Source organism: Janthinobacterium sp. 78, from assembly GCF_003096775.1.
GTDB classification, from domain to species: domain Bacteria; phylum Pseudomonadota; class Gammaproteobacteria; order Burkholderiales; family Burkholderiaceae_D; genus Janthinobacterium; species Janthinobacterium tructae.
Window position 1 is genome coordinate 4,225,028 of the sequence record NZ_QENT01000001.1, and the last position, 24,848, is coordinate 4,249,875.

Annotated in this window: 27 protein-coding genes and 2 tRNA genes; 8 read left to right on the top strand and 21 right to left on the bottom strand. The window is 60.9% G+C overall.

What is annotated here, in order from left to right; translation table 11 throughout:
- The first annotated feature begins 34 nt into the window (after positions 1-34).
- Both C8C92_RS18490 and C8C92_RS18495 read left to right on the top strand, forming a co-directional pair.
- A complete protein-coding gene (locus tag C8C92_RS18490) occupies positions 35-2,092 on the top strand; it encodes a methyl-accepting chemotaxis protein (RefSeq protein ID WP_116744897.1) in 2,058 nt (685 codons plus the stop codon).
- 226 nt (positions 2,093-2,318) lie between these two features.
- The gene (locus C8C92_RS18495) at positions 2,319-3,128 is read left to right on the top strand and encodes a Crp/Fnr family transcriptional regulator (RefSeq protein WP_099763284.1); all 810 of its coding nucleotides are present in this window, start codon (positions 2,319-2,321) and stop codon (positions 3,126-3,128) included.
- 73 nt (positions 3,129-3,201) lie between these two features.
- Here the strand turns inward: C8C92_RS18495 and C8C92_RS18500 are convergent, their stop codons facing one another.
- The 12 genes from C8C92_RS18500 to C8C92_RS18555 form a co-directional block, all read right to left on the bottom strand.
- Positions 3,202-4,617: a CHASE3 domain-containing protein gene (locus C8C92_RS18500; RefSeq protein ID WP_099763283.1), complete on the bottom strand. Its 1,416-nt coding sequence runs from the start codon at positions 4,615-4,617 to the stop codon at positions 3,202-3,204.
- A 144-nt stretch (positions 4,618-4,761) separates the two neighbouring features.
- Complete coding sequence (locus C8C92_RS18505; RefSeq protein WP_034783185.1) at positions 4,762-5,394, bottom strand: response regulator transcription factor; 633 nt, start codon at positions 5,392-5,394, stop codon at positions 4,762-4,764.
- 210 nt (positions 5,395-5,604) lie between these two features.
- Positions 5,605-6,009: a MerR family transcriptional regulator gene (locus C8C92_RS18510; protein ID WP_116744898.1), complete on the bottom strand. Its 405-nt coding sequence runs from the start codon at positions 6,007-6,009 to the stop codon at positions 5,605-5,607.
- 10 nt (positions 6,010-6,019) lie between these two features.
- Positions 6,020-6,367 carry an integration host factor subunit alpha gene (locus tag C8C92_RS18515; RefSeq protein WP_010399205.1) on the bottom strand — a complete coding sequence of 116 codons (348 nt, stop codon included), beginning with the start codon at positions 6,365-6,367 and terminating at the stop codon, positions 6,020-6,022.
- Between the two features lie 169 nt (positions 6,368-6,536).
- Complete coding sequence (gene pheT / locus C8C92_RS18520) at positions 6,537-8,963, bottom strand: phenylalanine--tRNA ligase subunit beta (protein WP_116744899.1); 2,427 nt, start codon at positions 8,961-8,963, stop codon at positions 6,537-6,539.
- A gap of 81 nt (positions 8,964-9,044) precedes the next feature.
- Complete coding sequence (gene pheS, locus C8C92_RS18525) at positions 9,045-10,061, bottom strand: phenylalanine--tRNA ligase subunit alpha (RefSeq protein ID WP_010399212.1); 1,017 nt, start codon at positions 10,059-10,061, stop codon at positions 9,045-9,047.
- A gap of 147 nt (positions 10,062-10,208) precedes the next feature.
- Complete coding sequence (rplT, locus tag C8C92_RS18530) at positions 10,209-10,568, bottom strand: 50S ribosomal protein L20 (RefSeq protein WP_010399214.1); 360 nt, start codon at positions 10,566-10,568, stop codon at positions 10,209-10,211.
- A gap of 26 nt (positions 10,569-10,594) precedes the next feature.
- Positions 10,595-10,792, bottom strand: a complete 198-nt coding sequence (rpmI, locus tag C8C92_RS18535) for a 50S ribosomal protein L35 (protein WP_010399216.1) — start codon at positions 10,790-10,792, stop codon at positions 10,595-10,597.
- Between the two features lie 227 nt (positions 10,793-11,019).
- Positions 11,020-11,541 (bottom strand): translation initiation factor IF-3, encoded by a 522-nt coding sequence (gene infC / locus C8C92_RS18540; protein WP_081344545.1) that lies wholly within the window; start codon positions 11,539-11,541, stop codon positions 11,020-11,022.
- Between the two features lie 51 nt (positions 11,542-11,592).
- On the bottom strand, positions 11,593-13,500 hold the full coding sequence (thrS, locus tag C8C92_RS18545; RefSeq protein ID WP_116744900.1) for a threonine--tRNA ligase: 1,908 nt from the start codon (positions 13,498-13,500) through the stop codon (positions 11,593-11,595).
- Between the two features lie 210 nt (positions 13,501-13,710).
- A tRNA-Val gene (locus C8C92_RS18550) sits at positions 13,711-13,787 on the bottom strand.
- 80 nt (positions 13,788-13,867) lie between these two features.
- Positions 13,868-13,944 (bottom strand) — tRNA-Val (locus C8C92_RS18555).
- A gap of 148 nt (positions 13,945-14,092) precedes the next feature.
- Here C8C92_RS18555 and C8C92_RS18560 point away from each other — a divergent pair.
- A complete protein-coding gene (locus tag C8C92_RS18560) occupies positions 14,093-14,557 on the top strand; it encodes a hypothetical protein (RefSeq protein ID WP_099763279.1) in 465 nt (154 codons plus the stop codon).
- A 17-nt stretch (positions 14,558-14,574) separates the two neighbouring features.
- Here C8C92_RS18560 and C8C92_RS18565 read toward each other — a convergent pair whose 3' ends face one another.
- A complete protein-coding gene (locus C8C92_RS18565) occupies positions 14,575-15,687 on the bottom strand; it encodes an acyltransferase (protein ID WP_165829489.1) in 1,113 nt (370 codons plus the stop codon).
- A gap of 147 nt (positions 15,688-15,834) precedes the next feature.
- On the opposite strand from C8C92_RS18565, the gene C8C92_RS18570 reads away from it, so the two are divergent.
- The gene (locus tag C8C92_RS18570) at positions 15,835-16,788 is read left to right on the top strand and encodes a succinylglutamate desuccinylase/aspartoacylase family protein (RefSeq protein ID WP_243420277.1); all 954 of its coding nucleotides are present in this window, start codon (positions 15,835-15,837) and stop codon (positions 16,786-16,788) included.
- On the opposite strand, the gene C8C92_RS18575 is transcribed toward C8C92_RS18570, so the two are convergent.
- Both C8C92_RS18575 and sugE read right to left on the bottom strand, forming a co-directional pair.
- Positions 16,789-17,118 (bottom strand): SMR family transporter, encoded by a 330-nt coding sequence (locus C8C92_RS18575; RefSeq protein WP_116746023.1) that lies wholly within the window; start codon positions 17,116-17,118, stop codon positions 16,789-16,791.
- 23 nt (positions 17,119-17,141) lie between these two features.
- Positions 17,142-17,462 (bottom strand): quaternary ammonium compound efflux SMR transporter SugE, encoded by a 321-nt coding sequence (gene sugE / locus C8C92_RS18580; RefSeq protein ID WP_070217981.1) that lies wholly within the window; start codon positions 17,460-17,462, stop codon positions 17,142-17,144.
- 197 nt (positions 17,463-17,659) lie between these two features.
- Here sugE and C8C92_RS18585 point away from each other — a divergent pair, with 197 nt between their 5' ends.
- From C8C92_RS18585 to C8C92_RS18595, 3 genes are all read left to right on the top strand, one after another.
- The gene (locus C8C92_RS18585; RefSeq protein WP_099764538.1) at positions 17,660-18,019 is read left to right on the top strand and encodes a DUF1304 domain-containing protein; all 360 of its coding nucleotides are present in this window, start codon (positions 17,660-17,662) and stop codon (positions 18,017-18,019) included.
- Between the two features lie 137 nt (positions 18,020-18,156).
- Positions 18,157-18,453, top strand: a complete 297-nt coding sequence (locus tag C8C92_RS18590) for a helix-turn-helix transcriptional regulator (RefSeq protein WP_099763276.1) — start codon at positions 18,157-18,159, stop codon at positions 18,451-18,453.
- A 56-nt stretch (positions 18,454-18,509) separates the two neighbouring features.
- Positions 18,510-19,574, top strand: coding sequence for an alkene reductase (locus tag C8C92_RS18595; RefSeq protein WP_099763275.1), 1,065 nt, complete (start codon positions 18,510-18,512; stop codon positions 19,572-19,574).
- 48 nt (positions 19,575-19,622) lie between these two features.
- On the opposite strand, the gene C8C92_RS18600 is transcribed toward C8C92_RS18595, so the two are convergent.
- Positions 19,623-19,844: a hypothetical protein gene (locus C8C92_RS18600; protein ID WP_099763274.1), complete on the bottom strand. Its 222-nt coding sequence runs from the start codon at positions 19,842-19,844 to the stop codon at positions 19,623-19,625.
- A 250-nt stretch (positions 19,845-20,094) separates the two neighbouring features.
- On the opposite strand from C8C92_RS18600, the gene C8C92_RS18605 reads away from it, so the two are divergent.
- Positions 20,095-20,706 carry a 1-acyl-sn-glycerol-3-phosphate acyltransferase gene (locus C8C92_RS18605; protein WP_116744902.1) on the top strand — a complete coding sequence of 204 codons (612 nt, stop codon included), beginning with the start codon at positions 20,095-20,097 and terminating at the stop codon, positions 20,704-20,706.
- Positions 20,707-20,710: 4 nt separating this feature from the next.
- Here the strand turns inward: C8C92_RS18605 and C8C92_RS18610 are convergent, their stop codons facing one another.
- Genes C8C92_RS18610 through ureC form a run of 5 tightly spaced genes read right to left on the bottom strand, consistent with a single transcriptional unit; the run spans position 20,711 to position 24,847 of the window.
- A complete protein-coding gene (locus tag C8C92_RS18610) occupies positions 20,711-21,271 on the bottom strand; it encodes a HupE/UreJ family protein (RefSeq protein WP_243420278.1) in 561 nt (186 codons plus the stop codon).
- On the bottom strand, positions 21,268-21,906 hold the full coding sequence (ureG, locus tag C8C92_RS18615) for an urease accessory protein UreG (protein WP_096236144.1): 639 nt from the start codon (positions 21,904-21,906) through the stop codon (positions 21,268-21,270). Before ureG ends, C8C92_RS18610 begins: the two co-directional genes overlap by 4 nt.
- Before the next feature lie 22 nt (positions 21,907-21,928).
- Positions 21,929-22,609, bottom strand: coding sequence for an urease accessory protein UreF (locus C8C92_RS18620; RefSeq protein ID WP_116746024.1), 681 nt, complete (start codon positions 22,607-22,609; stop codon positions 21,929-21,931).
- Positions 22,609-23,133 (bottom strand): urease accessory protein UreE, encoded by a 525-nt coding sequence (ureE, locus tag C8C92_RS18625; protein ID WP_116744904.1) that lies wholly within the window; start codon positions 23,131-23,133, stop codon positions 22,609-22,611. Before ureE ends, C8C92_RS18620 begins: the two co-directional genes overlap by 1 nt.
- A gap of 13 nt (positions 23,134-23,146) precedes the next feature.
- A complete protein-coding gene (ureC, locus tag C8C92_RS18630; RefSeq protein ID WP_096236148.1) occupies positions 23,147-24,847 on the bottom strand; it encodes an urease subunit alpha in 1,701 nt (566 codons plus the stop codon).
- Between the last annotated feature and the right edge of the window lies 1 nt (position 24,848).

Consider the following 24,848-nt stretch of genomic DNA (forward strand, 5'->3'; position numbering starts at 1 on the left):
TGCAGAAATGTTGTCACCCTACCCTGGAAAACCGATGAAAATCCTCCTTACCCCCGCCATCCGCCTCATGCAGCGCTTGCGCCTGCTGCCCAAATTCATGCTGGTCTGCCTGGTCTTCCTGCTGCCGCTGGCGCTGGCGACCACCCTGCTGATCTCGGAGCTGGGCAAGTCGCTGGCACAGGCGCAGGATGCGCAGCGGGGCGTGGCCTATGTGCGCCAGCTGCAGGAAGGCACGCGGCTGCTGCAGCAACGGCGCGGCCTGGAACACTTGCGCCTGAGCGGCAAGGCGGGCATGGACAACTCGGCCGTCAATGCGCGCATCACGGCCGCGCTGGCGTCCCTGGCGCGCTTGCCAGCGGGCGCCGGCCTGCCGCAGGCGGCCGAGCTGACCAAGCAGTGGCAAGCCCTGCTGGGCCGCCAGGCGGGCCTCGCGGCGCGCGACAGCTACGCGGCGCACACGGCGCTGCTGCGCCAGGCGGCCAAACTGGGCCAGCTGGTGGCCGACCGTTCGCACCTGAGCCTGGACCCGGACGCGGGCGCCAACCACCTGAGCGCCGTCTTCACGGCCACCCTGCCCGACCTGGCCGAGAGCCTGTCCGACATCGCCGGACGCGGCGCGGCCTACATCGACACGGGCCTGTTCGAAGCGAACGAAGATCAACTCGTCAACGCCAACGCCCTGATCGCGCGCCACGAACTGGAACGCCTGCCGGCCCGCTTCGACGAAATCCTCACCGCCAAGCCGGCCTTGCGCGCCAGCCTGCAGCCGGCCCTGAAAGCCGTGCCGACGGCACTGGCCTTCCTCGAACGCACGAAAAATGAAGTGACCAACTCCTACGACCAGACCTCGGGCGCGCAATTCCACGCGGCCGGCATGCAAGCCATCGACGCCCTGCACGCGCTGTCCGGCGCCTCGGCCAGCGCGCTGGACGACTTGCTGGCGCAGCGTATCGCCCGCGACGAGGCGCGCCGCGGCCTGATCCTGGCGGCCATGTTGCTGGTGCTGCTGGCCGCCGCCTACCTGTGCGCGGGTTTCTATGCCGCGTTCGCGCGCGACGTGACGCAATTGCGCCTGGCCGTCGGCGCGGCGGCGGCCGGCGACCTGTCGCAGCGCATCACCTCGCAGGCGCATGATGAAATTGGCGACCTGGTGCGCGACTTCGGCGCCATGACGCACGGCCTGGCCACCCTGGTGCAGGAAATCCGCGGCGGCGCGGCCGTCATCGCGGCGGCCGGCGCCGATATCGCCCAGGGCAATGCGGCCCTGTCCGGCCACACGGCCACGCAAGCGGACGCGCTGGGCGCCACCGTGGACTCGATGCGCGAGCTGACGGCCACTGTGGGCCGCAACGAAGCCCATGTAGGACAGGGACGCACGCTGGTGGCGACGGCGGCCGACGTGGCCCTGCGCGGCGGGCAAACGGTGGGCGCCGTGGTCGAGACCATGGCCTCGATCAAGGCCAGCTCGCACAAGATCGTCGACATCATCGGCGTTATCAACGGCATCGCCTTCCAGACGAATATCCTGGCCCTGAATGCAGCCGTGGAAGCGGCGAGAGCCGGCGAACAAGGACGCGGCTTTGCCGTCGTCGCCGCCGAAGTGCGCAGTCTGGCGCAGCGCTCGAATGAAGCGGCGCTGGAAATCAAGCGCCTGATCGGCGATTCCGTGGCCACCGTGGATGCGGGCGGCGAGCTCGTCAATGCCGCCGGCAACACCATGCGGCAAGTCGTCGATGCGGTACAGCAGGTGGCCGTGGTGATCGGGCGCATCAGCAGCGCCGGCGCCGAACAGAATGGCGAGATCGCCCGCATCAACGGCGCGCTGGCGCAAATCGACGACATGACGCGCCAGAACGCGGGCCTGGTCGACGAGGCGCGCGCCGGTTCGCAGCGCCTGCACCAAGAGGGCGAGGCGCTGACGCAGGCCGTCAGCCGCTTCCGCCTGGGGCAGCACGAGGTGCCAGGCACGCGCCCGGCGCCCGCAGCAAGCATGCGCGACGGCTTGCCCAGCGTGCGTCCGGCCGGCCTGTGGAGCGCCAATAAGCCGCGCGTCATATCACAAAATCGCGCAGAACGGCGCAAGGCTAGTTAGGCTAAAGTGTGCATGTAGGACAAGGACTACAATTTCGCCTCAAAAGAGACTACAAGGTGGCGACTGCTAATCTTATGTTCGCCACTTACATAAGCTCTTAAAGTAGCTACATCGCGATCTGCACCGCGCGGTCGAAAAAAAACGCCGTTACCACATGAGTACGGCAGCTTTTTTAACCAGCAACGCGGCAGTCGCACTCCGATGTAAAAAGCCTGTGAGGAATACTATGAGCCATACTCAACTTATCACCCCGGTCCAGAAGAACCAGTTGCTGCCGCGCGCCATGCCGGCGGCTGGACGGGAAATCAAGCTTGCGTCGCGGGTTAGCCTCAGCAGTGCCCAACAAAATGAATTGCTGGCCGCCCTGCCACGCGCCGCGCTCGAATCGCTGTTCGAAGACCTGGAACTGGTGGAACTGCCTTTCGGCAAGGAACTGTATGCCTACGGTAACAACCTGGAATACAGCTATTTCCCCACCACCGCCATCATTTCGCTGCTGTATGTCATGGAAGATGGCGCCACGACGGAAATCGCCGTCGTCGGCCATGAAGGCGTGGCGGGTGCCTCGCTGCTGGCAGGCGAGCGCGCCATGTGCACGGCCGTCGTGCAAAGCGCCGGCTACGGTTACCGCCTGAAAACGCAAAGCTTGCGCGACGCCTTCAATCAAGGCGGCGCCCTGCCCCAGTTGCTGATGCGCTACACCAACGCCCTGTTTGCGCAAATGGCGCAGAACGCCGTCGGTGGACGCCACAGCTCGATCGAGCAAAAGCTGTGCCGATGGCTGCTGGACCGCCTGGACCGTTCGCCATCGAACGAATTGAAAGTGACGCAAGAGCTGATCTCCATCATGCTGGGCGTGCGCCGCGAAAGCATCACGGCCGCCGCCGGCAAACTGCAAGATGAAGGCTTGATCCACTATCGCCGCGGCAATATCACGGTGCTGGACCGCGCCGGCCTGGAGTGCTATGCGGGCGAGTGCTACAAGGTCGCCAAGACGGAATACGACCGCTTGCTGCGCGACGTGTCGCGCTGCTGAACCGCTGCTGATCTGCATAGATAAAAAAATGGCCGGGCTGCATGCCCGGCCATTTTTTTGCATCCAAAAACACTCACACGCTGGCGTCTTCGTCGAGCTCTTCCGGTTCCGGCGTCAGCGGCAGCGGAATCACGGCTTCCACACAAGTGCCCTTGCCTTCCGGCCCCTGGCGCACGGTGAGGGTGCCGCCCAGCAGCAAGGCCCGCTCGCGCATGCCCAGCAAGCCGTGCGACATGGGTTTTTGCAGCGCATCCTCGGTGATGCCGATGCCGTCGTCGATCACGCGCAGCACCAGGCCGTGTTCATTGCGCTTCAAGGTCACGCTGACCATGCCGGCGCGCGCATATTTGAGGATGTTCGTCAGCGATTCCTGCACGATACGGAACAGGGCAATCGTCAGGGTGGCTTCGCGGTTATCGATATTGATGGCCACGTCCGTTTCGCAGCGAACCGAGCTCATGCGCGCAAAATCCTCGCAATAGCTTTCGATGGCGGCGCACAGGCCCAGGTTATCGAGCAGGCTGGGGCGCAAATCCTCGACGATGCGGCGCTTCAGTTCCACCGTTTCCAGCAGGGTCGCCTTGGCGCGGCGCAATTGCGCGGCCAGTTCCGGCTGGGTGTGCGCCAGTTGCTGCGTGACGGCGCCCAGGTCCATGCTGATCGACGTCAAATGGGCACCCAGCTCATCGTGCAGCTCACGCGCCAGGCGCGCCTTCTCCACTTCATTGACGCTGATCAAATGGCGCGACAGCACGGATAATTGCTCCGTGCGCTTACTGACCGTCGATTCCAGCGTGTCGTTGGCATTTTGCAGGGCATACTCGACGGCCGCGCGGTTCTGGAAGCTGCGCCGCACCAGCTGGTAAAACATGATCAGCACGAGGATGGCCAGGGCATTGATGCCGATGCCAAGCAGCACGGCTTTCTGGTACTCATGATAAAAGGCGGCGCTGCCGGACGACAGCGCTTCATTCTGTTCGCGCGTCATGATCACCACCTGCAGGCGGATTTCGTCCATGGTGGCGCGGTCATCGGTCACGCGCGAGATATTGACGATTTCAGCCAGCCCGCCCTGCTTGTAGACCTCGATCGACTCTTGCAGCATCGACATCTTGCGGCGGATCAAGCTTTTTAATTGCGCCAGGTTTTTCAGCTGGGTGGGACTGCCCGCGAGCAAGGCTTGCAGCTCGTTCAATTCGTTGTCGATTTCGGTGGCAGCCGTCTTCGACGGGCCCAGATACGTTTCGGAGCCGGAAATGAAATAGCCGCGCAAGCTGCTTTCCGCATCGAGCACGAGCACGTTCAAGTACTGCAGGCGGTCCGCCACGCGGGCGCTCTGGCTGAGCAAGGCATTCGTGCCCTTCAGCGACTGCAAGTTATGATAGAGGCTGAAACCATTGAGTACAAGCAGCAAGGCGCAAGTGACGCACAGGATCGTCTTGTACAGGGGCAGGCGGTGATTCGGGGCCGGTTCAACGGTGAAATACATCCTGATGTGCATCCTTAGCAAGGTTCGGCGCAAGAAATAGCGCCGGCGCCGGCCAATTATAGTCCTCGCCACAGACTGCTGCACTGCACAAGTCGTGCTGGCTAGCTGGCTGAGCGATCATGTTTCCATGATCGCACCGCAGCGCTAGTCAAGCAAATTGTTTTTCATTGCGTAATAGGTCAAGTCGCTGTTCGATTGCAAGCCCATTTTTTCCATGATGCGCGTACGGTAAGTACTCACCGTCTTGATGCTCAACGACAAGGCCACGCCAATATCGGACACGGTCGCGCCGCGCGCCAGGCGCAGGAAGACCTGGAACTCGCGGTCCGACAATTCCGTATGCAGGGCCGCATTCGTGTCGCGGTCGAACGACTGCGCCAGCAACTCGCCCACCGTGGAACTGACGTAGCGGCGCCCCTGGAACACGGTGCGCACGGCCGTCATCAGCTCATCGGCTTCGCATTCCTTGTTCAGATAGCCATTCGCGCCCATCTTGAACAGGTTCAGCGCGTATTGCTGCGCGGGATAGCCGCTGAGTATCAGCACGGGCAATTCCGGCTGGCCCTGGCGGATCGTGCGCAAGGTATCGATGCCGCTCTGATCGGGCATGGCTATATCGAGCAGCAATACATCGCATATTTCGCGGCGGGCGATATCGAGCGCTTCGCGCCCCGTACCGGCTTCCGCCACCACACTGAAATCGCTTGACGACGAAAAAATCTGCTTGAATCCAGCTCGTACTATTTGGTGATCATCACAAATGGCAACGCGTATCATTGTTTCCCCTTAAATTTTCCTGGCCTGGGAAAGACTACCGGAACCTGCACGCTGCTCCGGCTTAGCGTCACTAACAAAAACGCAACATTAACATTATATTCAAAATATGGCGCGCCGCAGGCTAGCGGCAGCGCCCGGGCGGCAAGCCCATGCAATCCAAGTAAGCTAGTCGGCCGGTATCGGACAACCCGACCTATATTGGTACAAATCTTATTTTAGCAAGTTTAAAATCGCAATTAATTCATTGCGTATCCACACGCGGTCCAGCGGTGCTTCCTGCGGCACGACAGGCATGGCCGGCAGCACAGGCAATTCGTCGAGGACGGCATGCGATGCGCCACGGCTATCGAGCTTGTTGCGCGCGCCACTGATGGTAAAGCCCTGTTCATACAGCAATTCGCGGATACGGCGTATCAGCAGCACCTCATGGTGCTGATAATAACGGCGGTTGCCACGTCGTTTGACCGGCTTGAGCTGGGAAAACTCCTGCTCCCAGTAGCGCAGTACGTGCGGTTTGACGCCGCACAACTCACTCACCTCGCCGATCGTGAAATAGCGTTTCGCCGGAATGGGCGGCAAGGCGATCAACTCGGTTTTACTGATGCGCTCGTTCATCGCCACTCACTCAGGCAGCACGTGCCAGCGGACTGGTCTCTTCGACCATGCTTTTCAGCTTCTGGCTCGCATGAAAAGTCACGACACGGCGTGCCGTGATGGGAATCTCTTCGCCCGTCTTCGGATTGCGGCCCGGCCGCTGCGGCTTGTCGCGCAACTGGAAATTGCCGAAACCGGACAGCTTGACAGCCTCGCCACGCTCGAGCGCATTGCGGATCTCGTCGAAAAAGGTCTCGACCATATCCTTCGCTTCGCGCTTGTTCAGGCCCACTTGCTCGAACAACAGTTCGGCCAGTTCCGCCTTGGTCAAGGTGGGTAAATCTTTTTCCGCTTCCTGGCGCACCTTGGCAACCAGCATGGCCCGATGCAAATCGGCAGCCAGTGCGGATTGCAGTACGGCGGAATCAACGTCGCTGTTATTAATTTTCCTGCCCTGCCTTTTCTGTGCGCCCGAGCCCGCCACATGGCAAGCTCGTCTACGGTTGACGACGGAAAGGCCGTCACGCAAGGCGACGGCCAGTCCGGTATTACGAACGCAGTTTCGCGTCGTGGCCCTGCTTGGCAGCATCGATCAGGACAGCCATCAAGCCATCGACGACATCGTCTTGCAGGGTGTTTTGAGTATCTTGCAAGCTAATCCGGAAAGCAAGGCTTTTTTCATCCGTTTCCAGCCCTTTTCCACGATATTCATCAAATAAAACAATGGCTTGCACGATACGCGCTGCAGCGCTTGCCTTGGCGGCGGCGTGGAAGCTGTCGAGCAGATCCTGCACCGCTACCGATTGCTTGACGACCACGGCCAGGTCGCGGCTGGCGCCAGGGAATTTCGAGATTTCCTGGTACACGGGCACGACTCTTTGCGTCAGGGCAGCGGCGTCCACTTCGAACAGCACGGGCGCCAGCGGCAAGTCGTACTTTTGCATCCAGCGCGGGTGCAATTCGCCGATGAAACCGATGACCTTGCCATCGAGTTCCACGTTGGCCGAACGGCCCGGATGCAGGGCCGGGTGCTCCGCCTTGGTGAAACGCAAGACCAGCGGCGCGAACAGCGCTTCCAGGTCCGCCTTCACGTCGAAGAAGTCGACCGTGCGGGCTGGCTGGCCCCACTGCTCGTCGGCTACCGCGCCGTAGGCCATGGCAGCCACACGCTTCGGCTGGGCGTAGCCAGCCACCGACAAGGGACCGTTTTCCACGCTGTCGTCGCGCTGGTAGATGGCGCCCACTTCGAAGATGCGCACGCGGTTCGTCTTGCGGTTCAGGTTATAGCGCACATTGGCGATCAGGCTGCCGATCAGCGAGGAACGCATCACGCTCATCTGGCTGGCGATCGGATTCTGCAATTTGATCGGATTGGTGTTGCCCGAAAAATCGCGCTCCCATGCCGCATCGACAAAGCTCATGTTAACCACTTCCTGGAAGCCCAGGTCGGCCAACTCATGACGTACCGCAAACAGGGAGCGGGTATTTTCTGGTGCAATCTGCATCACGTTCGCGGCCACGGGCGGCAGGGTCGGGATGTTTTCAAAGCCGTACACGCGCGCCACTTCCTCGATCAGGTCTTCCTCGATCTCGATGTCGAAACGGTAGCTGGGCGACGTCACGGAAAACACGCCGTCCGCCAGGGTGAATGGCAGGGCCAGACGCGTGAAGATATCGGCGATCAGCGCATCGTTGAGCGGCACGCCGATGACCTTTTGCGCGCGCGCCGTGCGCATCGATACAGGCTGGCGCTGCGGCAAGTTCACCACGTGGTCGTCGACGGGGCCGACGGTCGTTGCCGGCGTACCGCAGATTTCCACGATCAGGGCCGTGATACGCTCGATGTGCTCGACGGTGGTGGCGAAATCGACGCCGCGCTCGAAGCGGTGCGCCGCATCGGTCGAGAAATTCAAACGGCGCGCGCGACCTTGAATGGCGTTCGGCCACCAGAATGCCGCTTCCAGGTAGATGCTGTCCGTATCGTCCGAAACCGAGCTGGCGTCGCCGCCCATGATGCCGGCCAGCGATTCGATTTCCTGCTCATCGGCAATGACGCCGAGCCATTCGTCGACGGCGATGGTGTTGCCATTCAACAGCTTGACGGATTCGCCCGCCTTGCCCCAACGCACGTCGAGGCTGCCGTGGATCTTCGCCAGGTCAAACACGTGGCTAGGACGGCCCAGTTCCAGCATGACATAGTTGGAAATGTCGACCAGGGCCGACAGCGGACGCTGGCCGCTGCGCTCGAGGCGCTGCTTCATCCAGTCCGGCGTGGCGGCACGGGCGTTCAAGCCGCGGATGACGCGGCCCGTGAAACGGCCGCACAGGTCAGGCGCGCTGACTTTGACGGGCAGGATTTCGTCGCTCGACACCGGCACGGTGCGGAACTGCGGCACATTCAGGGTCACGCCCGTGAGCGCCGACACTTCGCGCGCCACACCCAGCACGGACAGGCAGTCCGCCTTGTTCGGCGTCAACTTGATGGTGAATTTCAAGTCGTTCAAGGCAAAGTAATCGCGGAAATTCTGGCCGATCGGCGCGTCGTCCGGCAATTCCATCAAGCCGGCGTTTTCTTCCGACAATTTCAATTCGCGCGCGGAGCACAGCATGCCTTGCGACTCGACGCCGCGCAGCTGGCCCACCTTGATTTCAAACGGCTTGCCATCGGCGCCAGGCGGCAGCATGGCGCCCGCCATCGCGCAGACGACTTTCAAGCCCGGGCGCACGTTGGGCGCGCCGCAGACGATGTTGAGCATGGTGCCCGTACCGACATCGACCTGGCACACATTCAGGCGGTCCGCATTCGGATGTTTTTCCATCTCCAGGACCAGGCCCACCACCACGTTCGAGAATGGCGGGGCGACAGGATCGACGTCCTCGACTTCGAGACCGGACATGGTCAGCAGATGGGCCAGTTCGTCCGAAGTCATCTTCGGATCGACCATGGTACGGAGCCAGTTTTCGGAAAATTGCATAATCAAGCTTTCAAATGTTCAATGCGCGAGCATGCAAGGGCACGCTCCAGCGCATCGAGTGACATGGAATAATGAAACGCCTTAGTTAAACTGCTTGAGGAAGCGCAAATCTCCCTCATAAAACAGACGCAGGTCGTTGATGCCATAGCGCAGCATCGTCAAGCGTTCCAGGCCGGAGCCGAAAGCAAAACCGATGAATTTCTCGGGATCGAGGCCGAAGTTCTTCACCACGCTCGGATGCACCTGGCCGGCGCCCGACACTTCCAGCCAGCGGCCCTTCAAGGGACCCGAGCCGAAGGCGATGTCGATCTCGGCCGACGGTTCCGTAAACGGGAAGTACGATGGACGGAAGCGCACTTGCAAATCGTCCGTTTCAAAGAAAGCCTTGACGAAGTTCAGGTACACGCCCTTCAGGTCGGCAAAGCTGATGTCTTCGGCAATCCACAGGCCTTCGACCTGGTGGAACATCGGCGAATGGGTGGCATCGCTGTCGACGCGGTAGGTGCGGCCCGGCGCGATGACCTTGATCGGCGGCGTATGCGTGCGCGCATAGCGCACCTGCATCGGGCTGGTGTGCGTGCGCAGCAGCAAGGGCTTGCCATCGGTGTCGTTGCCGTCGATGTAGAACGTGTCTTGCATGGAACGGGCTGGATGGTTTTCCGGGCTGTTGAGCGCCGTGAAGTTGGTCCAGTCGTTCTCGATTTCGGGGCCGTCGGCCACGTCGAAGCCGATCGAGCGGAAGATTTCCTCGACCCGCTCCCACGTGCGCATCACCGGATGGATGCCGCCGGGCATGCGGCCACGGCCTGGCAAGGTCACGTCGATCGCTTCGGCGTTCAGACGGCCTTGCATCTGGGCATCGGCCAGTGCATCACGGCGCGCCGTCAGCGCGTCTTCGATCTGCACTTTGACGGCATTGATCAGGGCGCCCTGCGCCTTGCGCGCGTCCGGGTCCAGTTTGCCCAGGCCCTTCATCATTTCGGTAATCTGGCCAGTCTTGCCCAGGTAGCGGGCTTTGGCGTTTTCAAGTGCGGCAGCGTCTGCGGCGGCGATAAAGTCAGCCTGGGCCGAGACGACGAGTTCTTCTAGGGAGTTCATGCGGCATTTCCTGTTTTGGACATCAATTCTGGACTCGGTTATCAAAAGTCCAACAATCAAAAACGGAAACGGGGCATAAGGTGTTAAAACCCCTGCCCCGCTCTTTATGACGTCACCCTACGGATGACGTTCTGCAATCACCGATGCTTACGCAGCGATTTTTGCTTTAACTGCGTTGACAATCGCAGCGAATGCTGGCTTGTCCATCACAGCCATATCGGCCAGGACTTTACGGTCCAGTTCGATATTTGCTTTTTTCAAGCCGTTCATGAATACGCTGTACGTTACGCCATGCTCACGGGAAGCGGCGTTGATACGGGCGATCCACAGGCGGCGGAAAACGCGTTTCTTGTTGCGGCGATCGCGGTAAGCGTATTGGCCAGCGCGCATAACTGCTTGCTTGGCAACACGGTATACACGGCTGCGGCGACCACGGTAGCCTTTAGCTTGAACAAGAATCTTTTTATGACGGGCACGAGCTGTAACCCCACGTTTTACTCTAGGCATAGTAACTCCTTATATTGAGTGTGAGATTAAGCAGTCGGCATCATGCGGTAGACGGATTTCACGTCAGACGCAGCGACATTGGTGGTACCGCGCAGAGCGCGTTTCAGCTTGGTGGTTTTCTTGGTCAAGATGTGGCGTTTGAACGCATGACCACATTTAACAGTACCACCCGGGCGCACGCGAAAACGTTTTTTCGCAGAGCTTTTGGTCTTCATTTTAGGCATAGCAATCTGTCCTCTTACGGACAGCTCCATTTATAACAGGATTGCAGGTGGCAACACGACGCTGCGCTTAGATGCCTGCTTTCACATGCTGTGCAGCGGATGCGAGTCCGCTACAGTTCGCGCGGCCCGGACATTGCTGTCAGGGCCGCGCAAATTCTGCCTGGAATCTGGTGCCGCACCAAGACTGGCGCAAATCACGTCGACTCACAGTAAAACGCTATTGTAGCTTACTTCTTCTTCTTCGGCGAAAGAACCATGATCATTTGGCGGCCTTCCATCTTCGGGAACTGCTCGACCTGGCCATACGGCTCCAGATCGGCTTTCAGACGTTCCAGCATGCGGAAGCCAATATCCTGATGCGCCATCTCACGACCGCGGAAACGCAGCGTGATTTTGGTTTTATCACCTTCATCAAGGAACTTGATGAGATTACGCAACTTGATATTGTAGTCACCATCATCAGTCCCCGGACGGAATTTGACTTCCTTCACGAGGATGATCTTTTGCTTCAATTTGGCTTCGTGAGCTTTCTTTTGCTCCGAATACTTAAATTTGCCGTAGTCCATCAAACGGCAAACCGGTGGCTGCGCGGTAGGCGCAATTTCCACCAGGTCGACGTTTGCCTCTTCCGCCAGGCGGAAGGCTTCAGCCAAACTTACGATACCGAGTGGCTCGTTATCGACCCCGCTTAAACGCATTTCAGGGGCAGTGATTTCGCCATTGATGCGATGTGACTTGTCAGTAGCTATTGTAATTTCCTTTAAAAATCTTGTAAGACGGTCGTGCAGCGAGTTTCCTCGTCAGGCCTTGGTGTCGACTTCATGTTTGAGTCGCTCAATCAGGGCATCGACGGACATGACACCCAGATCGATATTGCCCCGCGCCCGCACGGCCACTGTATTTGCATCCCGCTCTTTGTCGCCAATTACTAAGATGTAAGGCAATTTTTGTACGGAATGTTCACGTATTTTATAGGTAATCTTCTCGTTACGCAAATCAGCCTGCACGCGCAGCCCCGCTTTGCGCAGTTTTGTTGTAACTTCCTGTACATAGTCGGCTTGAGCGTCGGAAATATTCAACACCGACACTTGCACTGGCGACAACCACAACGGCATGGCGCCCGCATAGTGTTCGATCAGGATACCGATAAAACGTTCCAGCGAACCGACGATCGCGCGGTGCAGCATGATCGGCACCTGACGCGTGTTGTCCACGGCCACATATTCGGCACCCAGGCGGCCCGGCATCGACGGATCGATCTGCACGGTGCCCACTTGCCATGCGCGGCCCAGGCTGTCTTTCAGATGGTATTCGATCTTCGGACCATAAAAAGCGCCCTCGCCCGGCAATTCCGTCCATTCCACGCCACAGGCGCGCAGGGCCGAACGCAAGGATTCCTCGGCGAAATCCCACGACTCTTCGGTACCGATGCGATTATCGGGACGCAAGGCCAGCTTCACGTCGATATTCGTGAAACCAAACGCCGTGTAGACATCCATCGCCTGCTGGTGGAAAGCCGTCACTTCGCCGGCGATCTGCTCTTCCAGGCAGAAGATGTGGCCATCATCCTGCGTAAAGCCGCGCACGCGCATCATGCCGTGCAAGGCACCCGACGGCTCGTTGCGGTGGCACTGGCCGAACTCGCCGTAGCGCAATGGCAGGTCGCGGTAGCTGCGCATGCCATTGTTGAAAATCTGGATGTGGCCAGGGCAATTCATCGGCTTCAGTGCATACGCGCGATTTTCCGATTCCGTGATGAACATGTTTTCACGGTAATTATCCCAGTGACCGGTTTTTTCCCACAGGCCACGGTCAAGAATTTGCGGTGCCTTGACTTCTTGGTAGCCGTTGACCTGGTACACATTGCGCATGTATTGCTCGACTTGCTGCCAGATCGACCAGCCTTTCGGATGCCAGAAGATCAGGCCCGGCGCTTCTTCCTGGAAATGGAAGAAGTCGAGCTGCTTGCCCAGCTTGCGGTGATCGCGCTTTTCCGCCTCTTCCAGGTTGTGCAGATACAGCTCCTGATCTTCCTTCTTGGCCCAGGCCGTGCCATAGATACGCTGCAGCATCTCGTTTTTCGAGTCGCCGCGCCAGTAGGCGCCGGCCAGCTTCATCAGCTTGAAGACTTTCAGCTTGCCCGTCGATGGCACGTGGGGGCCGCGGCACAAGTCCGTGAACTTGCCTTCGGAATACAGCGACACTTCCTGGTCGGCCGGAATCGAACCGATCAGCTCAGCCTTGTAGGCTTCGCCGATGCTCTTGAAGTACTCGATGGCTTCGTCGCGGGCAACCACCTTGCGCGTGACTTGCTCATCCTTCTTGGCCAGTTCCGCCATTTTCTTTTCGATCGCCACCAGATCTTCCGGCGTGAACGGGCGCTTGTAGGCGAAGTCGTAGTAAAAACCGTTGTCGATCACAGGACCGATGGTCACTTGTGCGTCCGGGAACAGTTCCTTGACAGCATGGGCCAGCAAGTGGGCCGTCGAGTGGCGGATCACTTCCAGGCCGTCGGCATCCTTGTCCGTGACGATCGCCAGCTCCGCGTCTTGCTCAATCAGGTAGGAAGTATCGACCAGCTTGCCGTCGACCTTGCCGGCCAGGGCAGCCTTGGCCAGGCCGGTACCAATATTGGCCGCAACCTGGGCCACGGTGACCGGACCGTCAAATTGACGGGCGGAACCATCGGGAAGTCGGATTGTAAGCATATTGATCTCCATATCGGCGCTGGCGCCAGGTAAAACTGCGATGTGATGGGTAAAATACTGAAAGGAAAACGCAGACGCAAAAAAACGCGGACTAGCCGCGTTTTTCACTTTCTTGAGACAAAGGAAACCCGTTCGACTAGCGTCACTCCCAAAGCTTGGTAGTAGTTCGCGGTGTCATAACCGGTTTACCCTTTCTCTCTAACTGCATTCTGGTGGGCGGTGAGGAATTCGAATCCCCGACCCCTTGGATGTCGACCAAGTATTCTAACCAGCTGAACTAACCGCCCGTAAAACTTTTGTTAATCATTGTATTTCAAATGACCGCTTGCGGCTTGCGCCAGCTTAAAAACTATCTACTGCAAAATTCTGGTGGGCGGTGAGGAATTCGAATCCCCGACCCCTTGGATGTCGACCAAGTATTCTAACCAGCTGAACTAACCGCCCCGAAGACCAGCATTATAGAGAGGCTTTCCCAGAATGACAAGGGCTGTTTTACAGGAAACTTTAATCTGTTTTTCATCCGCTTCCCGGGCGTCAGCCCTCTTTATACAGAGTCGGCCCGGCACACGCGGAATGCCGCTAGAATCGCGGCATGAACTCCACTATATTAGCCTGGCTGAAAACCCTGAGCCGCATCTGCGGTTTTGAAACGGCCGACTCCTTCCCGCCCAATCACCCGTATGCGCGCACGCGCTGGGACGCCGCGTACTTCGATATCGCCTCCGACGTGAAGCCCGACGAGATCGAGCGGCGCATCTGCGCGGCCATCGCCAACACGCCGAGCGTCTTCGCCTACATCAGCAATCCCACGCCGCGCATGCAGCGCGCGCTGCTGAACGTGATCCACGACCGGTTGCGGCGCCAGCCCGGCGCGGGCGCCACCGACCTGGTCTTGTTATTGATCAACGCCTACGCCAGCGATCATATCGCGGAAGCCGTGCCCGGCCTGCGCGCCCTGATCTATAACACGGAACATGAAGACACGAATCTGCGCGTGCATGCGATCCTGGAATTGCTGGTGGGCACGCCACGGGGACTGGACGTGATCGATATGTAATGATCGAGATGTAGCCGTCACGCATGATTGGCGGGAACATAGCGCGCCCGCAAGCGCATGAACGGCGTTTCCACCAATGCATATAAAAGCCAGCCCGTGGCAATGCTGAGAATAATCATCACGAGGATCGCCGGCAGGCTGTCCGGCCCGTAACCGATATCCTGCAAGAGCGGGCGCAGCAGGATGCACAGCTGTTTATGCAGCAAATAAATCGCATACGACCACAGGGCCAGGCTGGCCGCGCCCGGCACGCGCAGTTGATAGAGTGCACTGGCGGGACTCAGTGCCGCGATCAACAGCAAAGTGAAACTGGTAGCCAGGGCCGGGTAGCCGAGCACGGTCACCCAATAGCCGTAGTGATCGGTGAGAAACACGTAAAACATCAGCGCCGTGCCAGCGATTCCCGCCAACAAGATCCGGTTACCGTAGGACGTGAGGCGCGTCCAGGCGGCAGGATGGTAGTTTTTCAGCAGCGCCAGCGCCACGCCCGCCACCAGTTCGTCGAAGCGGCACCACGACGCATAGTAAATGTACTTGTAATAGCCGAGCCCGCCGCGCGGCACTTGTACATATTCATCCCACAAAGTCGCGCGCAGCAGCATGCCGACGATCAAGCTGGCGGCCACGGCCAGCCAGGCCCACAACAAGGACTTGCGGCAGGCGGCGATCAGCAACGCCACGGCCGGCAGCAGCACATAGAACTGCTCTTCCACGCACAAGGACCACGCATGCGAAAACGCCGTGCCCGGCGTCAGGTTGATGTTTTGCGTAAAGGTCAGGAATTTCCACAGCGGCAATAGCGTACTCTCGCCGCGAAATGCGGGCCACAGATAGTACAGCGCCAGCACGGCATAGAAACTGGGCAAGGTGCGCAGGAAGCGCCGCGCATAGAAACGCGGCAAGGAAAAGCCGTGCTCGCTGCGCAAGGCCGCAAAAATCTGGTTGCCGATCAGATAGCCACTGAGGGCAAAGAACAGGTCCACGCCGACCCAGCCGATTTCTCCCCAGAAACCAAACGCCCCTCCCTCGCTGACGAACAGCAGATAATGGTTCATGAAGACGAGCACGATGGCCAGCGCGCGCAAGGTATCGAGGCCATACAGGCGGGAAGGATGGAGCGTACTGGACATGAAATCGGCAAGGGAAAACAACGGTGGCGCCGATCATGCCACGCCGCACCTTGCCATGGCCAACTTTTTGCAAGCGTGCACGGCGAATCCCGCTAAAATATGCCGACCCCGCTTTCCCTTCCCGCAACAGCATAGGATATGTCCAGCATGAGCAGCGCACTCCACTTCAAATCCATCAACTACACGGGCCAGGGCAGCGGCCCGCGCCTGATCGTCACGGGCGCCGTGCACGGCAATGAAACCTGCGGCACCAAGGGCATCCACCGCGTGATGGCTGAACTCGACAGCGGCGCCCTCTCCATCGTGGCCGGCAGCGTCACCTTCGTGCCCATCACCAACCCGCTGGCCTACGCCAAGGGCGTGCGCAGCGGCGACCGCAACCTGAACCGCAATCTGTTTCCGAATGACAATCCGCAAGATTTCGAAGACCGCATCGCCAACTGGCTGTGCCCCTTGCTGGGCCAACACGACGTGCTGCTCGACTTGCACTCGTTTAACGCCGACAGCCAGCCCTTCGTCATGGTGGGACCGCGCAACAACGATGGCCCGCTGCAACCGTTTCAACATGAAGACAAGGAACGCGCGCTGGCGCGCCGCCTGGGCGTGCGCCGCTTCGTCGATGGCTGGCTGCATGCATATGGCCAGGGCGTGCAGCGCCGTCTGGGCAATAGCGACCAGGTGGGCCTGGTCTTGCGCTATGGCGTGGGCACCACCGAATACATGCGCTCGACGGGTGGCTATGCCCTGACCCTGGAATGCGGCCAGCACGCAGACCCGGCCGCGCCAGATGTCGCCTACCGCGCCATCATGAACACGCTGGCCTTCCTCGGCTTTATCGATGCGCCACAGCCTGAACCGATCGCCGACGCCGACATGGAAGCGCTGAACATGGTCGTCGTGCACGACAAGCTGCACGCGGATGACCGCTTCATCAAGACCTGGTCCAGCTTTGACAAGGTCAAACACGGTGATCAAATTGGCGTGCGCGCAGACGGCACGCCCGTGACGGCCGAATTCGACGCCTACATCCTGTTCCCGGACGTCAACGCGCAACCCAATGCCGAGTGGTATTACCTGGCGCGGGTGGCCAGCAGTTTCTGATCAATGCCCTACGGACTTGGAAAACAGGTTAATCACCAGCACGCCGGCAATGATCAGCCCCAGGCCGATCAAGGCCGGCGTATCGAGGCTTTGCTTGAACCAGAACCAGCCGACGGCGGAAATGAGCACGATGCCCACGCCGGACCAGATCGCATACACGATGCCGGTAGGAATGACCTTCAAGGTCAGGGACAAGCACCAGAAGGCGATGCTGTAGCCAATCACGGTGATGACACTGGGCCACAAGCGGCTGAAGCCATCGGACGCCTTCAAGGCGCTGGTGGCGATGACTTCGGCGATGATGGCGATGCCCAGGTAGAAATACGTCATGGCGAGACTCATTCTTGTATCCTTTATTGAGGGCTGAGCAGTTTCAAGCCCAGGATACCGGACACGATCAATGCGATGCAGGCGATGCGCGCAGCGCTGGCCGGTTCACCCAGCACCATGATGCCGAAGATGGCCGTGCCGACGGTGCCGATACCCGTCCAGATGGCATACGCCGTGCCCAGCGGCAAGGTGCGCAAGGCCAGGCCCAGCATCACCACGCTGCCCAGCATGGAGACAGCCGTCAGTACGGACGGCACCAGGCGGGTAAACCCCGCGCTGTATTTGAGGCCGATGGCCCAGCCGATTTCCAGCAAACCGGCCAATACCAGAATGATCCACGCCATACACACTCTCCTGAGGCGGCAGGGTCGTCCCCGCCATACAGCCCCCACATCGAGCGGGGTCGTCCCCACAGGAGCAAAAGGAAAAGTATACCATTGGGTGCAAGCTCTTGCCGCCAACACATTTTTTCCAGTGCTGCTGCCAAAAAAGATGCTGATGGCAGCATAATCGCTGCATCCACTCACTCTCGGGAACAATGATGCTGCTTCTGGCCCAAATCCTTACCGCCCTCATCCTGCTGCTGCACGTCTACATCGTGCTGCTGGAAACCGTGCTGTTCGATGCGCGCGGACGCAAGGTGTTTGGCCTGTCGAAGGAAAAGGCGGAGATCGTGCGTGCCGCCATGTCGAACCAGGGTTGCTACAACGGTTTTCTCGTCGCCGCGCTGGCGCTGGGCTTTTTTCACCCGGACGCGGCCATCGCCCATGCGTTCACCGTCTTCGGCCTGGCCTGCATCGCCGTGGCCGGCGTGTGGGGCGCAGTGACCGTCATGACGCGCATCCTCTACCTGCAAACGGTGCCCGCCGTCATCGCCCTGCTGCTGTTCCACTTCGCCTGATTCCTGCCGGGCGGCCCTGCTTGAAAAATCCACGCCGCCAGCAGGTTTTTTCCTTATATCGTAAAATAACGATATTGAAATTCACAAAAGACGAACCATATATCGTCTACAGACGAACATCGATCAGGAGAAACACCATGGACATCGACGCCATCCACAAGGCGCTGGCCAATCCCGTGCGGCGACAGATCCTGCAATGGCTGAAGGAGCCGCAGCAGCATTTCGCCGAGCAAGAGCATCCGCTCGACTTCGGCGTCTGTGCCGGACTGATAGGCCGCAAGCTGGGCCTGTCGCAATCGACGGTCTCGGCCCACCTGGCCACCTTGCAAAAGGCCGATTTGATTTCAGCCAGGAAAGTTGGCCAATGGAGCTTTTTTAAGCGTAACGAAGCCACCCTCCAGGCTTTTCTGGAACACATGCAGCAAGGTTTGTAACCGTAGCCCCACCCATATCGCCGTCCGCGGCACTCTCGACAGGAAAGATAGCAATCATGGCAACTTTATTCGACCCCATCACCATTGGCAGCCTGCAACTGAAAAACCGCATCATCATGGCGCCGCTGACGCGTTCGCGCGCCGGCAATCCGGGCCGCGTGCCCAACGCCCTGATGGCCGAGTACTACACGCAGCGCGCTTCGGCCGGCATGATCATCTCGGAAGCGACGGCCGTCACGCCGCAAGGCGTGGGCTATGCGGACACGCCGGGCATCTGGTCCGCAGAACAGGTGGAAGGCTGGAAACACATTACCAAGGCCGTGCATGACGCGGGCGGCCTGATCGTGCTGCAACTATGGCATGTGGGCCGCATTTCCGCGCCCGTCTTCCTCGACGGCGACCTGCCCGTGGCGCCCAGCGCCGTCAAGCCGGCCGGCCATGTCAGCCTGCTGCGCCCGCAACAGGAATTCGTCACGCCGCGCGCGCTTGATACGCAAGAAATTCCCGGCATCGTGGCGGCTTACCGCCTGGGCGCCGAGAATGCGAAAAAAGCCGGCTTCGACGGCGTGGAAATCCACGGCGCGAATGGCTATTTGCTCGACCAGTTCCTGCAAGACAGCACCAACTTGCGCACCGACAACTACGGCGGTTCGATTGAAAACCGTGCCCGCCTGATGCTGGAAGTGACGGATGCGTGCATCGAGGTATGGGGCGCCGACAAGGTGGGCATGCATTTGGCGCCACGCCGCGATGCGCACGACATGGGCGACTCCGACCCGCGCGCCACCTTCGGCTATGTGGCACGCGAACTGGGCAAGCGCGGCATCGCCTTCATCTGCGCGCGCGAAGCGCTCGGTGAAGACCGCCTGGGCCCGTACCTGAAGCAGGAGTTCGGCGGCGTGTACATTGCCAATGAGAAAATGGACAAGGCGGCGGCCGAAGCCTTGCTGGCCAAGGGCGAAGCCGATGCCGTCGCCTTCGGCCTGTGGTTCATCGCCAACCCCGACCTGCCCATCCGCCTGCACAGCGATGCGCCCTTGAATCCCCTGAACCCGGCTACGCTGTACGCACCCGATGCGGCCGGCTACACGGACTACCCGGCGCTGGCGGCACTGGCTTAAACAACACTCCGGACAACAGCAGCGGCACTCGTCGCTGTTGCCTTCCCCTCAGCGCCATCGGCGCCGTGCCGGCCGCGCCGGACGGCGCGCCTGCACGCTGCTGAAAACGCGACGTATCACCTCGGCCGGCACAGCGTGCTCACGCAAGTAGGCTGTCGCCACCGTCCGGCCCAGGGCGTGATGAAACGCCACGCCCCGCTCGACGAGCTCGGCCATCACTTTGTCCGTTCGGACATGCTCCCCACGTACATCCTCGATACTGTTTTTCATGCCATGGCTCCCTGTCGGGTGGATCAATGCTGCATCAAGTTTTGACCACATTGTGTGCATTTAGTGCCCGCCACAGTGGCAAAGCATCGTTAAAATAGCAGCAACGGCCGGCCCGACACCGCATGAATAGCGGCCTCGGCTGCTTGTCGCCACCGCCAGCCCCGTATAGAATGCCTGCGCAGAATTTTTGCTTCAAGGAAAATGGCCAGCAGCGCCATCCGATTAAAAACAGTGTCACTGAAGGGTATCAATGGACGATTTATTTGTACAAGCGGGCGACTTGCCGACCTGGTACCAGCGCGGCGCGTTGCGCGTGCTGCGGCTGTTTGGCTGGCGCATGCGCTTTCGTCCCCTGCCGGGGCCGCGCGGCATCGTCGTCGTCTACCCGCACACGTCGAACTGGGATTTCATGGTGGGCCTGTTCGGCAAATGGGCGCTGTCGCTGCCGTTCCGCTGGCTGGCCAAGGATTCCCTGTTCCGCGGCCCGATGGGCAAGGTGCTGCGCTACCTGGGCGGCGAACCCGTCGACCGCAGCACCACCAGCGGCACGATTGGCCGTCAGGCAGAGCGCATGCTGGCCGCCGACTGGTACTGGCTGGCCATCACGCCGGAAGCGACACGCAGTTACCGTCCGAACTGGAAAAGCGGCTTTTATCACCTGGCTCTGGCTGCCAAGGTGCCGCTGTTGCTGGTGTATATCGACTACCCGAACAAGGTGCTGGGCGTCGTCGACCATATCTACTTGACGGGCGACAAGGAGGCCGACATGGCCGCGATTGCCGCCGTGTATGCGGGCCACCAGGGCTTGCACCCGGAAAAGGCGGCGCCCATCGTCCTATCCGACAAGCGCCCCGGCGCTTAAACGATCAAGCAACTCCCATCAACACCACGCCGGCGGCCGTCAAGGCCACGCCGGCCACGCGCAGCATGCGCTCGGCCAGCACCTGACCGATGAAACGTCCCGCGCACAGCAGCATGGCCGAAGCGAGCAGGAAGCCGCACGCGGCCGAGGCAGCCGGCAATTCCTGGCCATGCGCATTGCCATGCGCCAGCGCAAACACCCCCACGAGCAGCATGCCGAGCCAGTTCGGCAAAGCCAGCGCCAGCGCGATGGCCAGCCCCACCAGCGCCACTGTGGCGGCGATGCCCGTTTCCAGACCGGGCACCGTCAAGCCCACCATGCCGGCCAGCGCGCCGAGCAGCATCATGCCGAGGAAAGTGGCGCTCTGGGCCAGGCTGCGGCGCTGCTGGCCGCCCCAGAGGCCCACGCCCAGCATGGCCAGCAAGTGGTCGATACCCGTGAACGGATGGGCGAAGCCTGCCAGGAAGCCGACGCTGTCGCCATGGCCGGGGTGGGCCATCGCCGGTAAGGCCAGCAGGCACAGCGCCGCCACGGCGGCCGTTTTTGTCATCAGTCTTGCGCTCATTGCAGCTCCTTGCCTGGTTGATCGAGCAAACCTTGCTCGCGAATAAAATCGATGACCACCTGCACGCCGTCGCCGCTGCGCAAGTTGGTAAACACGAAGGGGCGCTCGCCGCGCATGCGCTTGGCGTCCTGCGCCATCACGTCGAGGTTGGCGCCCACATACGGCGCCAGGTCCGTCTTGTTGATAATGAGCAAATCGGAGCGCGTGATGCCGGGCCCGCCCTTGCGCGGGATTTTTTCACCACCTGCCACGTCGATCACGTAAATCGTCAGGTCCGACAGTTCCGGACTGAAGGTGGCGGCCAGGTTATCGCCGCCCGATTCGACCAGGATCAAGTCAAGATGCGGAAAATCTGCCTGCATGCGCGCGATCGCTTCCAGATTGATCGACGCATCTTCGCGAATCGCCGTGTGCGGGCAGCCGCCCGTCTCCACGCCCATCAGGCGCTCGGCCGGCAAGGCATCGGCGCGCAGCAGGATTTCCATGTCTTCCTTGGTGTAGATGTCGTTCGTGATGACGGCCATGTCGTAGCGCTCGCGCATGCCCTTGCACAGCATTTCGCACAGGGCCGTCTTGCCCGAGCCGACCGGGCCGCCGATGCCTACGCGCAGGGGATTGGAGGTAATCGATGTCATGTTTGCTCTCTCATTGAATAGTTCAGGAACGGTACAGGCGGCTGTACTGCACTTCGTGCCGCATCGACAGCAGCGACAGGCCGGGTGTCCAGTTGCCCATCTCGTCGTCTTGCAAGGTTTGCGCCGTCAGCGCCGCCGCTTCCAGGTCCGGGCGCAGCGACAGCAGCAAACGCTGGCCCGCCACCTGCCCCAGCGGCACGGATTTCACGCAGACGAGCACCTGGTTTTCCGCCCAGGCGAACAGCATGGCCAGCAGCGCCTCTTCGCGGGGAATCGCCAGCGCCGCCACGGCGCAGGCATACGCCGTGGGCAGGGCCACTTCCGGCTGCCCCTGCAGCATGTCGATCAGCACGCCGTCGGCCACGCCCAGTTCGGCCAGCAATTTGGTCAAGGAATACCCCATCTGGATGGTTTCGGCGCGAAATTCCGCCGTGTCGCGCGAGGCGATGAAACGCTCGCTCCAGCGCTGCACGGCGCACAAATCCTGCTCTTCAAAGGCCTGCATCAAGCGCCAGCACAGCGGCGCCTCCCAGCGCGCCACCACGTGCGCCAGATGCTCGGCGATCCACGCGCGCGCCGTGCCCGCGTCATGCACCAGGCCAGATTCGAGCGCCGCTTCCAGCCCCTGCGAATAGCTGTAGGCGCCGATCGGCAAGGCCGGGCTGGCGAACTGCAGCAGATGCAGCAGGGCCGAGGCCTGCATCATGCAGCGCCTGGCACATCGCCGGGACGGTGTATTTTCTGCCGCAGCGGCACGGGCGCCAGCAAGTGCTGGCCGTGGCCGTCGTGGTGGCCATGGCCGCCGCCATACGCGCCCGCCTCCGGTTCGAACGGCGCGCTTTCCTCCGTCACGCTCGCCTGCAAGCCTTGCAGCATCTCTTTTAAAACGGGGTCTTTGCGGATGCGCAGAAAGCCGTCGCCCACCTGCGCCTGCGTGTGGCGATTCCCCAGGTGGAAAGCGCAGCGCAGCAGGGTGTGCGCGTCCGCGCAATGCACCAGGTAGGTCGGCTCGCGCGCGGCGACGATCTGCACCACCCGCCCTTCCGGTCCCGTCATGCGCTCGCCGTCGCGCAGCACCGTGCCGCGCACGGTGAACACGGCCACCTCGTCGCCATTCGACAGCACGGCGCGCAGCCGGCATTTTTCGCGCTGGTCGTAGGGCAGCACCAGTTGGGCGAACGGGATGCGGTCGTCGTCCGCTCCCAGCTTGGTATGCAATGTGAGCATGCTTGTCTCCCGCTTAAAATAGAAAATAGCGCTGCGCCATGGGCAGCACGGCGGCTGCCTCGCACACCAGCAGCTGGCCGTCGGCGCGCACGGCGTAGGTTTCCGGGTCCACTTCCATGTGCGGCGTGGCGCTGTTATGAATCATGTCGTGCTTGCGCAAGCCGCGCATGTTTTTCACGGCGATGACGGATTTGTTCAGTTTCAGCTGATGCCCGATATCGAGGTCATAGGCCGCCTGCGACACAAACGTGAACGACTTTTTCAAGCCGCCGCCGAAGGCGCCGAACATCATGCGGTAATGCACGGGCTGCGGCGTGGGAATCGAGGCGTTCGGGTCGCCCATCTGCGCGGCGGCGATCATGCCGCCCTTTAAAATCATCGATGGCTTGACGCCGAAAAACGCCGGCTTCCACAGCACGAGGTCGGCGATCTTGCCCGCCTCGATGGAACCCACCACGTGCGCAATGCCATGCGTGATGGCCGGGTTGATCGTGTACTTGGCGATGTAGCGCTTGGCGCGGAAATTGTCGCTGCGCGCCGTGTCGGGCGCCAGCGGCCCCCGCTGCACCTTCATCTTGTGCGCCGTCTGCCAGGTGCGCATGATCACTTCACCGACACGCCCCATGGCTTGCGAGTCGGACGACATCATGGAAATGGCGCCAATGTCGTGCAAAATATCTTCGGCGGCGATGGTTTCGCGGCGGATGCGCGACTCGGCAAACGCCACGTCTTCGGCAATCGCCGGGTCCAGGTGGTGGCACACCATCAGCATGTCCAGGTGCTCGTCGAGCGTGTTGACGGTAAACGGGCGCGTCGGGTTGGTCGACGACGGCAGTACGTTGGCCTGGCCCACGGCGGCGATGATGTCGGGCGCATGGCCGCCGCCTGCCCCTTCCGTGTGAAAGGTGTGGATGGTGCGGTCCTTGAAGGCGGCCAGGGTGTGCTCCAGGAAGCCGCCCTCATTCAGGGTATCGCTGTGCAGCGCCACCTGCACGTCCATGCGGTCGGCCACGGACAGACAATTGTCGATGGCGGCCGGCGTGCTGCCCCAGTCCTCGTGCAGTTTCAGGCCGATGGCGCCGGCGCGCACCTGCTCTTCCAGCGGCAGCGGCAGGCTGACGTTACCTTTCCCCATGAAGCCCAGGTTCATCGGGAAGGCGTCGGCGGCCGCCAGCATGGCGTGCAAATGCCACGGTCCCGGCGTGCAGGTGGTGGCGGCGGTGCCCACGGCCGGTCCCGTGCCGCCGCCCAGCATGGTGGTCACGCCGCTCATCAACGCTTCCTCGATCTGCTGCGGACAGATGAAGTGGATGTGCGTGTCGACGCCGCCGGCCGTGACGATCAGGCCTTCGCCGGCGATGATTTCCGTCGCGCCGCCGATGGGCAAGGTCACGCCGGGCTGGATGTCCGGGTTGCCCGCCTTGCCGATGCCGAAGATCAGGCCATTTTTCAGGCCGATGTCGGCTTTCACGATACCCCAGTGGTCGAGGATGACGGCATTCGTGATGACGGTATCCATCACCTCGGCCGCACAGCGCTGCGACTGGCCCATGCCGTCGCGGATCACCTTGCCGCCGCCGAATTTCACCTCTTCGCCGTAGATCGCATAGTCATGCTCGATCTCGATGAACAGTTCCGTGTCGGCCAGGCGGATGCGGTCGCCCTTGGTGGGGCCGAACATTTCGGCATACGCGCTGCGGGGAATGCTGGCCATC

Excerpts from the sequence above, each read along its gene's own strand:
- ureG (WP_096236144.1), bottom strand. The coding sequence starts at position 21,906 with ATGACATCGATTACCTCCAATCCCCTGCGCGTAGGCATCGGCGGCCCG.
- pheS (WP_010399212.1), bottom strand. The coding sequence starts at position 10,061 with ATGAACTCCCTAGAAGAACTCGTCGTCTCGGCCCAGGCTGACTTTATC.
- C8C92_RS18600 (WP_099763274.1), bottom strand. The coding sequence starts at position 19,844 with ATGAAAAACAGTATCGAGGATGTACGTGGGGAGCATGTCCGAACGGAC.
- C8C92_RS18575 (WP_116746023.1), bottom strand. The coding sequence starts at position 17,118 with ATGACGTATTTCTACCTGGGCATCGCCATCATCGCCGAAGTCATCGCC.
- sugE (WP_070217981.1), bottom strand. The coding sequence starts at position 17,462 with ATGGCGTGGATCATTCTGGTATTGGCCGGTTTGCTGGAAATCGGCTGG.
- C8C92_RS18590 (WP_099763276.1), top strand. The coding sequence starts at position 18,157 with ATGGACATCGACGCCATCCACAAGGCGCTGGCCAATCCCGTGCGGCGA.
- C8C92_RS18560 (WP_099763279.1), top strand. The coding sequence starts at position 14,093 with ATGAACTCCACTATATTAGCCTGGCTGAAAACCCTGAGCCGCATCTGC.
- C8C92_RS18500 (WP_099763283.1), bottom strand. The coding sequence starts at position 4,617 with ATGTATTTCACCGTTGAACCGGCCCCGAATCACCGCCTGCCCCTGTAC.
- C8C92_RS18505 (WP_034783185.1), bottom strand. The coding sequence starts at position 5,394 with ATGATACGCGTTGCCATTTGTGATGATCACCAAATAGTACGAGCTGGA.
- rpmI (WP_010399216.1), bottom strand. The coding sequence starts at position 10,792 with ATGCCTAAAATGAAGACCAAAAGCTCTGCGAAAAAACGTTTTCGCGTG.
- C8C92_RS18490 (WP_116744897.1), top strand. The coding sequence starts at position 35 with ATGAAAATCCTCCTTACCCCCGCCATCCGCCTCATGCAGCGCTTGCGC.
- C8C92_RS18605 (WP_116744902.1), top strand. The coding sequence starts at position 20,095 with ATGGACGATTTATTTGTACAAGCGGGCGACTTGCCGACCTGGTACCAG.
- C8C92_RS18610 (WP_243420278.1), bottom strand. The coding sequence starts at position 21,271 with ATGAGCGCAAGACTGATGACAAAAACGGCCGCCGTGGCGGCGCTGTGC.
- rplT (WP_010399214.1), bottom strand. The coding sequence starts at position 10,568 with ATGCCTAGAGTAAAACGTGGGGTTACAGCTCGTGCCCGTCATAAAAAG.
- ureC (WP_096236148.1), bottom strand. The coding sequence starts at position 24,847 with ATGGCCAGCATTCCCCGCAGCGCGTATGCCGAAATGTTCGGCCCCACC.
- C8C92_RS18510 (WP_116744898.1), bottom strand. The coding sequence starts at position 6,009 with ATGAACGAGCGCATCAGTAAAACCGAGTTGATCGCCTTGCCGCCCATT.
- C8C92_RS18565 (WP_165829489.1), bottom strand. The coding sequence starts at position 15,687 with ATGTCCAGTACGCTCCATCCTTCCCGCCTGTATGGCCTCGATACCTTG.
- C8C92_RS18515 (WP_010399205.1), bottom strand. The coding sequence starts at position 6,367 with ATGCTGGTTGCCAAGGTGCGCCAGGAAGCGGAAAAAGATTTACCCACC.
- C8C92_RS18585 (WP_099764538.1), top strand. The coding sequence starts at position 17,660 with ATGCTGCTTCTGGCCCAAATCCTTACCGCCCTCATCCTGCTGCTGCAC.
- ureE (WP_116744904.1), bottom strand. The coding sequence starts at position 23,133 with ATGCTCACATTGCATACCAAGCTGGGAGCGGACGACGACCGCATCCCG.
- pheT (WP_116744899.1), bottom strand. The coding sequence starts at position 8,963 with ATGCAATTTTCCGAAAACTGGCTCCGTACCATGGTCGATCCGAAGATG.
- C8C92_RS18595 (WP_099763275.1), top strand. The coding sequence starts at position 18,510 with ATGGCAACTTTATTCGACCCCATCACCATTGGCAGCCTGCAACTGAAA.
- thrS (WP_116744900.1), bottom strand. The coding sequence starts at position 13,500 with ATGCTTACAATCCGACTTCCCGATGGTTCCGCCCGTCAATTTGACGGT.
- C8C92_RS18570 (WP_243420277.1), top strand. The coding sequence starts at position 15,835 with ATGAGCAGCGCACTCCACTTCAAATCCATCAACTACACGGGCCAGGGC.
- C8C92_RS18620 (WP_116746024.1), bottom strand. The coding sequence starts at position 22,609 with ATGCAGGCCTCGGCCCTGCTGCATCTGCTGCAGTTCGCCAGCCCGGCC.
- C8C92_RS18495 (WP_099763284.1), top strand. The coding sequence starts at position 2,319 with ATGAGCCATACTCAACTTATCACCCCGGTCCAGAAGAACCAGTTGCTG.